At 51.1% G+C, this 12,205-nt stretch carries 7 protein-coding genes; 1 reads left to right on the top strand and 6 read right to left on the bottom strand.

All coding sequences use genetic code 11. The features are described from left to right. Positions 1-21 precede the first annotated feature (21 nt). The 4 genes from L855_RS00485 to L855_RS00500 form a co-directional block, all read right to left on the bottom strand. A complete protein-coding gene (locus L855_RS00485; RefSeq protein ID WP_159783138.1) occupies positions 22-765 on the bottom strand; it encodes a type IV pilus modification PilV family protein in 744 nt (247 codons plus the stop codon). An 89-nt stretch (positions 766-854) separates the two neighbouring features. Next, positions 855-5,915 carry a hormogonium polysaccharide biosynthesis protein HpsA gene (gene hpsA / locus L855_RS00490; RefSeq protein WP_159783140.1) on the bottom strand — a complete coding sequence of 1,687 codons (5,061 nt, stop codon included), beginning with the start codon at positions 5,913-5,915 and terminating at the stop codon, positions 855-857. A 410-nt stretch (positions 5,916-6,325) separates the two neighbouring features. After that, positions 6,326-6,562 (bottom strand): 50S ribosomal protein L28, encoded by a 237-nt coding sequence (gene rpmB, locus L855_RS00495; protein WP_068789385.1) that lies wholly within the window; start codon positions 6,560-6,562, stop codon positions 6,326-6,328. Positions 6,563-6,664: 102 nt separating this feature from the next. After that, positions 6,665-7,741 (bottom strand): RuBisCO accumulation factor 1, encoded by a 1,077-nt coding sequence (locus L855_RS00500; protein WP_159783141.1) that lies wholly within the window; start codon positions 7,739-7,741, stop codon positions 6,665-6,667. A 129-nt stretch (positions 7,742-7,870) separates the two neighbouring features. Between L855_RS00500 and ccmO the strand changes: the two genes are divergently transcribed. After that, positions 7,871-8,743: a beta-carboxysome assembly protein CcmO gene (gene ccmO / locus L855_RS00505; RefSeq protein ID WP_159783143.1), complete on the top strand. Its 873-nt coding sequence runs from the start codon at positions 7,871-7,873 to the stop codon at positions 8,741-8,743. A 28-nt stretch (positions 8,744-8,771) separates the two neighbouring features. Here ccmO and L855_RS00510 read toward each other — a convergent pair whose 3' ends face one another. Next, positions 8,772-10,103: a response regulator gene (locus L855_RS00510; RefSeq protein WP_159783145.1), complete on the bottom strand. Its 1,332-nt coding sequence runs from the start codon at positions 10,101-10,103 to the stop codon at positions 8,772-8,774. 125 nt (positions 10,104-10,228) lie between these two features. Continuing rightward, on the bottom strand, positions 10,229-12,202 hold the full coding sequence (locus L855_RS00515; protein ID WP_425500591.1) for a hybrid sensor histidine kinase/response regulator: 1,974 nt from the start codon (positions 12,200-12,202) through the stop codon (positions 10,229-10,231). Positions 12,203-12,205: the final 3 nt, after the last annotated feature.

The raw sequence follows: 12,205 nt of genomic DNA on the forward strand, positions 1-12,205 counted from the left end.
GGCTGTGAAACTCTGTCTTGGTTAGGGACTATCTTGAAGGAAATTGCGATATCCTTCTAAAGATTGGTTCGTGTCTCCTTGAGACATGACTGTATAGAGCGTAGCTAAAGGGTGAGTGGTTTGCTGCGCCTCACCACTGGTCATGACTAACGAGGCTTGGTCAGTTTCCAACTCTCCAACACGGGCATTGCGATAATATACCCGAACTCCCATGCGAAAGATAAGAGGAATGTCAGGGGTATTTGCATTAGCCCGCATCCTGGCATTGATTTGATTGGTACGAAAGGTCTGCATATAGAAGTCAGACTGACAGTCCCCATTAACATCAACAGGAAAAACAGCATCAGGAGTCAACTGTCCTAAATTCGTCAAGTCATTGCAAGTTGAGTTGGTTGACATCAAGCTATTAATCACCCTAGTCGGCGGGCCAACCTCATTAATATTACTTTCACCAGCCAAAGGTGGCAGTTGTGGCTCGATCTGCTCAATATTCCCATCTGTAATACCTTGTTCCATTAGGACTCGAATCTGGTCAATCTGACCATGAGCCAACTGTAGAGCTTGTTCAGCCCGGCGGTTTTGAATTCGGGTTGCTACCGATAAAAACATCATGGGTGTGATACCGACAATCACCGCTGAAACAATGAGAATCGCCACTAACCCTTCAATCAGCGTTAAGCCAGAATCCTGGCTAGTAACAGGAGCCAAGCGATCTCGATGATGGGTTAAAAGTCGTTTGGTTTGGATTAGGGCGTGGGGTTTCATGATGGTTTCCTGAGTCGTATCTATCGACTGGGCTTTAAGAGCTGAAGATATCGGGAGAGTAGCCCTATGACACACTCTCCCCGAGAAGGTTATGGACAACCCGTCACATTGGGGTCAAGACGATCTCCATCTGGTCCTGCTGCACAGCGGAGATTTCTGATGTACGGATCATCAGCCGAGGGTTCTCGATAAAACTCACTACGGACCCGTTCTACCTCGACCAAACGGGCCGAGATAGGCGCAACCCGGGCCAGTTGCAACGCGACGTCATACCCCCAGAGACGGTTCGGCGCACCGTAGTAACCGATGAACTCAGGAGCCTGGGGTTGTGAATTGGGACCACGGGGTTCCCAAGCATCATGGTCATAGGGACCGGTGGCATAGTTGCTGAAGTTCAGTTGTAGGAACGCCCCCGAAATCAAGAGGTCTTTGCTATCCCACTCTTCATTAAAGCGGGGGAAGTTATGCAGACCGCCATAGGACTGCTGGGCACGAGAGGGAGGAATGCCGCTAATCATCATGGCATTGACTCGCTGCTGTCGGGGGGCTTCAATCAGCAACCTTCGGTGGGGTTCCAAAAGTCCCTCAAAATAGCCTCCATCATATTCGCCATTACTAAAGTCTCCAGAGTTGTCTAGGAATGATCGAGGGTTCCCGTTAGGAGAGATGCGAATCGGTGAGCCGGGATCAGCGGGATTCTCCCGCAGCCAAATGGCATTGCTGGGAACTGAACCGTTCGGACGCAAGGTGGAGGAATAGGATGTCAATTGCCGCGCTGCGTTGTAATTACAACCATACACCTGATCGGAACGGCCCTGGGAACTCCGTTCTAGGTCTCTTAAGGACTGGGTCAGTTCAGTATTAACTCCTAGCGTTGTCCCTGTAGCGGGAACGACGAGAAAGCTATCCTCAACACTGCCGTCACAGAAGTTATCAGACAGAATACCAAAGGCATCCACCAGGAACTCGGTATAACGCCAACTGTCCTGCTCCAGGTCAGCAAATCGCCGATCCAAATCATTGGTCCGACGGCGCCGATTATAAAACTCATTGGGTCCCCAATTATTTTGGGTTGACAGGGTGAACTGAAACTCTTCAATCACTTGATCACAATTCCCTCCCGGAGACTTGTGACAATTGAAGTTTCCTTGTACCCAAGCTGGGTTATCGGAGATGAAACTCAAGCCAAAGGGCTGTTGGTCGAGTGGTTGACGGGAGATATCCTCTCCGTTAATCATCCGGAAGCCGTGAATCTGTCGATCTGGGTCTGGGTTAAAGTTAACGGCTTTGGCGCTAATGCCATTGTCAGGGTTCACCTGAGGGTCAATGTTACGAATAACCTCTGTGTTACAACCATTGCCAATATTATTGATGCTCTGGCAGGTTCCACCAGGAGGTCGTTCAATACCATCTTCCCGGACGGCATCTTCCCGGAATGCGTAGACGATTCCCCCTTCTAGTGGAGGACGCTGAGTGTCATCGCCCTTGGCTAACCAGGTATCGCCCCCCGTAGGAGTGGTTCCGTTGGCTTGACTATCAACTTTATTAGCTAGAAGTTCGAGATCCATGTTCAAGGAGCGAGCATTGAGTTTATCTCGTCCGACATAAAAGGCCGTATCTTTGAAGGCTACGCGGTGATATTGCTCTTGTTCGCCATCGTAGATAAGGTTGAATTCTTGGCAGTTCGGGTTCGGCCGACCGTTGAACTCTTCTGAACACTGTTCTCGGAAGTCTTCGTCATAGGGAAGGACAAAGTTTTCGATACCCGCAACCGGTTTAATGGCAATGCTGACCAGGTCAGCTTCACTAAAGGACCGGTAGGTGTGAGTGGTTACCGTGTTGATGTAAGGGTCACTGGTGTACCAAATTTCATCATCGAGACTGCCATTATTATTGAGGTCACGGCCCAAGTCCATAATGCCTCGTTCCTCTTCATCAGCGACCCAGGTCCCACTAATGTCATTTTCGGCTTGGGGTTGCTCTTCCCCTAGGCTGGTGTTATTCCGGTAACCATGGTCATCGGTAGGGAAGATATAGTACAGGGAGGGGAACTTGGGTGTTGCACCACAGAGGTTGTTGGCTAGGGTGATTCCTTCTGGGGTGTCACTTAATCCGAAGAAGTCGTGGTCTTGGATATCACAGCCGAAGCTGAGGGGAAGAGCTAACTCACCATTAGCATTGACGGGGTACTCATCACCAGAGCCGAGAGCAAACCCCGGTAAGAACTTCACGGTGGCTGTGCCATTGACACTGGTCACTTCCAGACAATCCTCATCAGCTGGGCAAATCGAAGTTCCGGCACCGACAAAATCGCCAACACTGACATTCAGGTCTCCTTCGTCTTCTCCATCTTCTCCATCTTCTCCAGGCTCTCCTCCATTGGTGGCTAACTCAGGAATCTCAACGACATAGTTATTAGTTTGATATCCCTCCCGACCGGTTGGCGATGGGAGAAAACCAAACTCGCGATCGCGCTTCACCTGTTCTTTGAGGTAAATTAAGCGTGCCAATTCCTGGTACGGCTCAAAACCTGCACCGGTATATTCCAAAGCCTCAATATAGGTTTCGGGAGTTGGATCAGTTCTGACAATGACATTGCCTGAGTCATCGACCATCAACAAAGAGGGTTCATCGGGCAAGCGGTCGAAAATCGAGAGACCCATGTCATCATACTCAGTTGGTAAAGTCGGCGAAAACCGGTTCCGCAAGTCGTTCCACTCCTGAGTTGATGAAGGCTTACTCGCGAGAAAAATGACTTCACCATTACCGAGATCCGCATCCCGCAACATCTCAAGTCGATCTGCTAACTCAGTTAACTCGGTCGCAACAGACCCATAATCCAGGGCATCCAGATAACTGACGTTATAAGCCAACGCCCCTAGAGTCATAGCTGCCGTATGCTTATTGGTGTAATCCGCTAAGCTTTCTAGGTCATCATCGAGAGTTCGCCGTAGATTGGAGAAGTTCCCCCATTCTGTTAAAGCCGGATTTGGATGAATCTCCCCAGGTCGTTGCACCGCAGGAAAGGCACCATCGGGGTCTCCCGCGAAATTCGCCAAGTTTTCCAGAGCATCGACAACACTTGGGTTAATGATGTCTAACTCGCTGACATCTAATTCCCAGCCGTTGGTTCCACGACCAGTAAAAAAGTCAATGAGCAATTCATCGTCGTCATCACCGAAATTGGGACCAAATAGGGCGGAATAAGCAGCCTTCACACCAAACTGACCTTGGGCGTTAATCTGAGGTTTTTCAAAAATCGCACCTCGTTTCAAGGTTTCAGCGGTTCCGGGATGGACTGTGGTCAGAATCCCCGCCACTGGACGTTCATCAGCATCATCTGCGCCTTCACTCCAGTGATAGACGGCTGTGGTTTGAGCTGCTGCTAGGTTATCGCGGAAACTGCGACGTTGCAGAGACTCGTGTTCTCGATTGTTGGTTAAGTTTTGGACGTCAACCAGTTGAGGAATATCACTATTATTCTGGACTTGGGTGGGACTAGCAAAGGGATCATTGCCGAGTTCTAAGCGTTGTCCGACAATGACACGCATTCCTTCACGCCAGGCGCGGCGTTCCCAATACCCATCTAAGCCGATTTTAATGAAGCCGTCATTGCTGTCCTCATCATCATCTTCCTCCTCTCCAGTTGTGGCGGTCAAACTGATTAGTTCATCCTGCTGCGCAGGAATTGGTTCTCCTACCTCAACCCCTAGCTCGATTAGATCTAGGTTCTCATCTCCTCCATAAATGGGTCGCGGGCCATAACGATTATCAGCCCTGTAAAAGTCATCGATCAAGGGCCGAGTTGCCTGTTTGTTGATGATTCGTTCCCCTTCTACAAAGGTAGTATTTGACCAGTTTCCATCTCGGCGCACCTGATTCGGTTGCCGATGCTGGGAACGGTCTTGAGTGAACAAAATAATGGGATCTAGGGCAGCTTGGGATGGAGTTCCCGTGGCGACTGAATCATTTTGCGGCGTCAGTGTTGTTCCATTATCAACATTAGGATTCTCCGTTTCATCCTCCGGATAAATATGGAAAATTCCTCCACCACTACTGATGTCTTCTGGCATAAAGCCAACCATAATTTGACCGGTGAACTGCTCATCATCGTCATCATCTCGAGGTGCAACCACGGAGATCTCTGATGTATCAGGTCCGGCTTTATACAAACAAGACCCTGGTCCACTGATTAGATAAGCCTGAAAACGGTCGGTACGGCGACGGTGACCCACCATGAAGTTACCACCGCTGTACATGGCTCCATTCCATTTAAAGTCAGGTCCAGGGAAGACTTCTAAGTCGTTTCGGAACCAAGCTCCCCACTTATTCAACCGACTAGCAAGACGCTCTTGCTGGACTTCTAGGGTGGTTACAGCTCTATCTTCCCCCGTCGACCTAACGAAGGCGTTAATTTGGAAGTTTTTGTTGAGGATAGCACTACTGTCAGGATCTCGTAGCCAACCATTCTCAATCTGAATTTCAGTCCCGCAGCCTGGTTTAGGCTCGGCGGACACAGGTCCTTGGCGTACGAATAACTGTTGCGCTCGCCCCTGAGCATTCAAATTTGTCTCGACAAAATTCCAAATAATCGAGTAGGAAACACTTAAATCATTTTCACCATCACCATTACTATCTTCCTGATACGTCCAGGCATTGTCGAGTTGACCATCACCATTGATATCAATGCGAGTTTCCCCTGGAAGGGTGTAAGGGTCTTGGGTAACGGGGTCATTTTGATCAACAACCTGATTCAGCATAATCCGCTTCAGAAAGTCTTGAGACGGAATCCCCTGAGGAAGACGAGGTTCTTGTTCGCGGTCAAACATGAACTCCAACTTGGCTTTGGCCCGGTCGATCGCCGGCGTGGCAGCATTATAGATAACGCGATCGCGCCGAGACAGCATCACCTGTTCAGTCCGGCTAATGGTTCGCAGCAGAATCGCCCCCACAATCAGGGACAACACCAGCAGCAACATCACCGCCGTCGGCAGGACAAACCCGGCCATTCGCCCCTGAGAACGACGGCGGCGGGGTGGGGCCAGCCGCTGTAATAGACGACGCACTTGGCGAGCAAATTGGGTATATAACCGCTTGCCGGTGTTGCGTAACCAACGTTTTATGGGAGTCCAGATGTGGGGGTTAGCCATAGTTTTAAATTAACTCGGCAGATGCGATGTGCTGAGAGAACGAGCGAGAACGACAGGACAATCCAGGAAAATATAATCTGACGCTGACTGGGGACTTTAAAAACGTAACGATAGAAGTGGGGACATAACAATGTTTTTAGAGACCGTCCTACCTTAGTCTTAACCGATCCTGACCGAGAACGCCAAGAGAGAATCTACGGATGTACCTCTAGCCTACCCAGCTTCGCCGGAAAATCGATCAGCAGGGGGTAAAACCCCTCGCCGCTGCATCTCCGTAGTTACACGGAACATCTCTAGAGTCAGGGACTCCCCCAACGCTAGTATTGCCTAGGCCTCTGACTGTTGGCAAAAACAAACCGGGAGATTGCCTAAACAACCCCCCGGTCTTCTCAAACCACCCAACGGATGCCCTAAAACTTGTTTAAGTTCAGTCCGGCTTCCTTGGCGACTGTTGCCAGTCCCTTGCGTTGAATGGTTTTGATCATCTTGGTAGAAACCCGTAGGCGCACCCAGCGATTCCCCTGAGGCCACCAAAAACGCTTCCATTGCAGGTTCGCTTCCTGAAGCCGTTTGGTGCGACGGTGGGAGTGGGACACCGCATAGGCGTTGTTGGCTTTTTTTCCACTGACTTGGCATCGACGTGCCATAACCGAAAATCTCCTTGACGAACAAATGAGGCTGAATCTTAATTGGGCTTAGCTACAAAAAACCCAGCTTTTCATCCTACCATAATCTGGCCCTAATTTAGCTCAATCATCCATCTGCCACGGCTCGGTGATATTCCCCTCGTCCAAAATCCGCTTGGGACGCAACACCAGCAACAACTGGCCCAAAATCGTCAGACTCGGGGCCTCCTCAAACCAAGCCAAGCGCACCTGCTGCCCCTCTTGCACCAGGAAATAGCTATTTTCATCCCAATCCCGTTGGCCGCGATCAATGGCGACAATCACTGTCTCCCGAACGCCCCCGGCGGAGTTGGGCAAACTCTCACTGGAGGTTAACAACGCCACCGGGTCTCGCGCTTTTAAGACCACCTGCCAGCCGGGAACGGGAACACAGGCACTGTCACTGGGGAGACGGGTAATCTGGAACGGCTCTTCCGGGGCGATCGCCGCCACAGCTTCAATCTCAGTCGCTGTCAGGGGCATCTCTCCGGCAAAGGGCAACAGACGCGGCAACTCCTCACTGCTTTCCGGGCGATATAAGGGCAGCAGGGGCGCTTGGCGTGGCGCGGGGGCTGTCAAATTCTGTAAAAGTGCCTCCAACTGCTGACGGGCCCTGTCCGTTTCCGCAAAACGCAGTCCTTCGCCAATCAACCGCGCCCGTTGAGACAAGTCCCGCTGCCGTTTGGCCTGTTTCCAACATTGATAGGCCACCGCATCTCCAGGATGGCGAGTAAACCCTTCGGGAATCTGAGCTAAACAGGCCACTGCCTTGATATCATGGCTCAGACGATGGGCCCCATCCATATCCAAGCGTTTCTGAGCCGCTAAGGTTGCCGCCTCCAACCGTTGCCGCTGATTGAGAATCCGCAACTCATAGAGGACATCACTGCGGGGCCCCTCACAGTAGGCCAACACCTCCGGTGACGCCTGACCCTCCACAATACTGTCATAGACCTGAGCGGCCACAATCACCTGATTTTGAACCAACGCCTCAATCCCTGTTTCCTCGAAAATATCCGCCGCCGCATGGCCCGCATCCTGGAGTTGCTTACAGAGTTTGCCCCAGTGAATCCAGTTCCCTTCCTTATGACGGAGCGATCGCAGAATCTCACGAGCCTCCTCATCCGTTAGTTTTTGTGGCTCAGGTTTTTGTTCAGTCATCGTCAACCAGCATTCTTGATACAATCATCGTAAGCACGATTTAAGGCCAAACACTAGCCCTCCGCAATTTTTTCAACTCACGTTGTCCCGATCCTATCTCCGTCACACCTGCGCAAGACTCAAATCTTCATGTCTCAGACTCCTCTAAGCCGGATTCCCACTCCCCTCCCCAAACAACGGAAACGCCTCAAGTACCAAGATACCGCCCTGGGGATGGTATCGACTCGTAGCTTCCCGGCGATCGTCGGCACAGCGGATATGATGGTCAAGTCCGCCGATGTGATCTTAGTGGGCTACGAGAAGATAGGCGCCGGCTATTGTACGGCGATCGTACGAGGGCGCTATCCCGATGTTCGCCTGGCGGTAGAAGAAGGGGCCAAAACCGCTGAACAGTTCGGACAACTCATCTCCAAGTCCACCATTGCCCGCCCCATGCCTAACTTAGAGGTGGTCTTCCCCCTCGGCAGCCGCTTGGTGGAACTCTGTAACCAACAACGGGGCTATTCCCGCCTGAGTAATCGGGCCATTGGCCTCCTCGAAACCCGAGGCTTTCCCGCCATGGTGGGGGGCGCCGATGCCATGCTCAAATCAGCCGATGTGCAACTGGCCGCCTATGAAACCATTGGCGATGGACTCTGTACCGCCATTATCCGGGGAACCGTGGCTAACGTGGCCGTAGCCATTGAGGCGGGGATGCACGAAGCCGAACGCATTGGCGAACTCCACGCCGTGATGGTCATTCCTCGACTGTTAGAAGACTTAGAAAACGTCTTACCTGTGGCCAGCTACTGGCTTGATGAAGCAGAACAACCCTTGCCCGTCCTCGTCTCCTCGCCGGTGGAAACAGAACAAGCCAAACCTATTGCTTTACCGGCTCTGGAAAAAGTCCCGGTGGAAATCGAGGAACCCATCCAACAACCTGAAGAGGAACAGATCGAAGAACTGATTGCCGAACCCTTGCCCGCCCCCAGACAAGACCCTCCAGACTTTGAGTTAGATTAGGCGGAGTTGGCCGTCCGCCGTCCCCGGCCTAACGAACCATGGGAACCGGTAGCGGCTGCTCAGACTTGGCCTGAGAGGCATTATAGCCCTTAGCCGGGAGTTGACATTGAATTGAGGCTTGACTGACCGGTAGGCGCACAAAGAAATGGGTTCCCTGATTCAACCCAGAGTCATAGCTGAGTTGTCCACCATGCTGTTGCACCACAATTTGATAGGCAACAGCCAGGCCTAATCCCTTGCCCTGGCCAACGGGTTTGGTGGTGAAAAATGGGTCAAACACCTTACCGTTGAGAGTTGAATCAATCCCCACTCCGTTATCCACAATTTCCACTTCAATCCAACAGTCATCTAAAGAGCGGGTGGTAATCGACAGTTTGGGAGTCCAACTCTCATCCTGCTTGCAGCCTTGCGCTTTCTCGAAAATTGCATCAATGGCATTTTCCAACACATTCAGCAAAGCCTGGTTGATTAAGCCAATATCACCCTCAATTTTCGGGAGTTCACCATACTGTTTATCAATCGGCATCACCGAGAGAGACCCTTGGGCGTTATGTAGGCGGGGCTGCAACATGGAAAAGGCTAAGTCCAGGGCGTGATGCAGGTCGATTTTATGAATGCCACTACGCTCCTGGCTGGAAAACTCACGCAGAGCAATGACAATTTCCCGAATCCGCTCCGACCCTTCTTTCATAGACCTGAGCATGTTCTCTAAATCAGCCATGACGAAATCAAAATCAATCTCTTCGAGGGCGCTCAGAAGTTGTTCCCGTGAAAAGTTCTCATCGTCGCGGATATGTTGAATCAGTCGAGAAATATCACCGGTATATTCTTTAATATGACTCAGATTGCCGTAAATAAAACTAATAGGATTATTGATTTCATGGGCAACACCTCCCACTAAACGCCCTAAACTTGACATTTTTTCACTTTGCACGAGCTGAACTTGAGCAGCTTGTAGATCATGCAAAGATTGGGTCAGTTGTTGATTGAGATGATTCAACCGTAAGCCAGAGCGGACTCGGGCCAGGAGTTCTTCGGTTTCGATGGGTTTAGAAATAAAGTCATCGGCCCCAGCATTAAGACCGCAAACCCGGTCATCGAGATGTTCGCGAGCGGTGAGGAGAATGAAAAATGTCGCTTCGAGCTGGGGTTCTGCTTTCACCTGACGACAGAGATCAACCCCATTGGTTTTGGGCATCATCCAATCACAAATGATTAGATTAGGGGAGTGCTGACTCGCGAGTTCCCAGCCTTGTTGTCCATCGTCAGCCATGAGGACTTCATGACCTTCACTTTCGAGGAGGTCTTGTAGAACCAGCTGCGTTGTGATCTCATCATCAATCACTAAAATAGTAGCCATAATTTTTACGCATTTACATCTGTAGTTGGGAGGATCGCAAGTGGAACGTTAGACCGGGACGGAGACCTATCAAGGGTAACCCTCAAAGACCACGATTCCGGGAGACGTTGGCGGTTATCATGGGGTCATGACAACTCCAAAGTCTCCATAAACTGAGTGATGTGTTGCCACTGAATCATCAGCTCATTGAGACGAGTTTGAACAGCCTCAAAGTCCCTCTCTTTAGCGGCATTTTCTAAGGACGCGGACTGTTCGGACAAGGGGGTCGCCCCCACATTGGCGGCCGCTCCCTTAATGCGGTGGGCCATTTCCACGAGGCGATCGCCATCCTGCTCATCCAGAGCGTTCTTTAAATGGCTTAGATCGGCTTCTGTGGCCTCAACAAAGGCGTTGAGCAGGCGTTTTTGTAAGGATGATTTTCCCCGAGAGACCCGTGTTAGGCGTTCTAAATCTAAAGGGGATTGCAGATCTGGGTTATCTCGGTTCATCTCCATAGTCTCCATACATAACCGAGGCTCGGCCACCTCATCTGTCACGCTTTGAGTTGTCTGAGGGCCTTCTGTTTTTGAAAGATGAGATGGGGGGCTAATCACCATCTGTGCTGGAGTATCAGGATGGCCGTTTAGGGTAGGGTCGCCTGTGCTGTGGCTCATGGTAACAAATTCAGCTTCTCTTGACGAGCGATCGCGCACTTCGGCGGGAGTACTCGTCCATCGTTCGAGAGTCGCCAGTAACACATCCCAATCGACGGGTTTGGGGATGTAATCATCCATTCCCGCTTCGAGACATTGTTCTCGGTCTGTGGGCATGGCATGGGCGGTTAAGGCAATAATAATCGTATGGCGATCGCCCTGAGGGTTCTCGGCGTTCTGCTCGGCCTCCCGACGACGTAACTCACGGGTGGTTTCATAGCCATCGAGAACCGGCATCTGACAATCCATTAAGACTAAATCATAGCGATTGTAACTCCACAGTTTTAAGGCTTCTTTGCCATTGCTAGCACAGTCAATTTGCACCGCCCCGAGTTCTTGCAATTGAGAAAGAATCACCTGCTGATTGGTGGGATGATCCTCAACTACCATGAGTTTCAGGTGAGAAAAACGTTTCGAGGGCAGGGGTAATTCCGGGTCAAAAAATCCCGTATCACTCTCGGGATCTCGTTCGAGATGCAATTGAGGGGCTACCGCCGTAATCAGAGCATCAAAAAGCCGCGAGGCGCGCACTGGCTTGAGAAAATAGCTAGCTGCTGCCCCCTCTTCTAAGAAGGCTTCCGCTGTAGACCGATCCTTGAAGTTACTCATGACGACAATCTTGGTCATCCGTAACAGAGGATAGGCACGAATTTCGTTGAGGAAGTTTTCGCGGTCAATGTCGGACAGTTGGAGATCTAAAATCAGCACATTGTAAGGTTGCGATCGCTCGGCCGACTCTTTCAAGGTTTCTAAGGCATTGGTTCCCGTCCCCACTTCCGTGATTTGGCTAATGCCCCAAGACTGGACCAAATAGCGCACCGATTGGCGCGTTGTTGCATTTTCGGCCGCCACCAATAGGCGTAGGCGACTGATATTCAGAGGCATTTGTGGCAAGGCCGAGGAGGGGGTGGAGTCGGCTAACTCCAACGGCACCGTGAACCAAAAAATCGAGCCAATCCCCTCAACACTTTCGACGCCAATTTGCCCCTCCATCAGATGAACCAATTGCTGGGAGATGGCTAAGCCTAACCCCGTGCCGCCATACTGACGGGTAGTGGAGGCATCCACCTGGGAGAAAGACTGAAAGAGTTTGCTCTGAGCCTCTTTGGGAATGCCAATGCCCGTATCCCGTACGGCGAAGCGAATCGTGGCGGAGTGATGATTTTCAGACTGGAGGGCTGCCTGAATCACCACTTCGCCGCGTTCGGTAAACTTAATGGCATTGCCGACCAAGTTCAATAATACCTGGCGTAAGCGAGCCGGATCGCCTCGGAGATGGCGGGGAACATCCGGGTCAATGAGCGTGGCCAGTTCTAGCCCCACTTTATCCTCGACTTGGGTCGCCATGACATCGACAATATCCTCAATGCAGCGATCCAAGTCAAAATCAATGGCATCGAGTTCCATTTC

Origin of the sequence: Sodalinema gerasimenkoae IPPAS B-353, from assembly GCF_009846485.1 — a bacterium.
Classification (GTDB): Bacteria; Cyanobacteriota; Cyanobacteriia; order Cyanobacteriales; family Geitlerinemataceae; genus Sodalinema; species Sodalinema gerasimenkoae.

Coding starts and splice junctions, on each gene's coding strand:
- L855_RS00515 (WP_425500591.1), bottom strand. CDS start 12,202: ATGGAACTCGATGCCATTGATTTTGACTTGGATCGCTGCATTGAGGAT.
- L855_RS00500 (WP_159783141.1), bottom strand. CDS start 7,741: ATGACTGAACAAAAACCTGAGCCACAAAAACTAACGGATGAGGAGGCT.
- L855_RS00510 (WP_159783145.1), bottom strand. CDS start 10,103: ATGGCTACTATTTTAGTGATTGATGATGAGATCACAACGCAGCTGGTT.
- L855_RS00485 (WP_159783138.1), bottom strand. CDS start 765: ATGAAACCCCACGCCCTAATCCAAACCAAACGACTTTTAACCCATCAT.
- hpsA (WP_159783140.1), bottom strand. CDS start 5,915: ATGGCTAACCCCCACATCTGGACTCCCATAAAACGTTGGTTACGCAAC.
- rpmB (WP_068789385.1), bottom strand. CDS start 6,562: ATGGCACGTCGATGCCAAGTCAGTGGAAAAAAAGCCAACAACGCCTAT.
- ccmO (WP_159783143.1), top strand. CDS start 7,871: ATGTCTCAGACTCCTCTAAGCCGGATTCCCACTCCCCTCCCCAAACAA.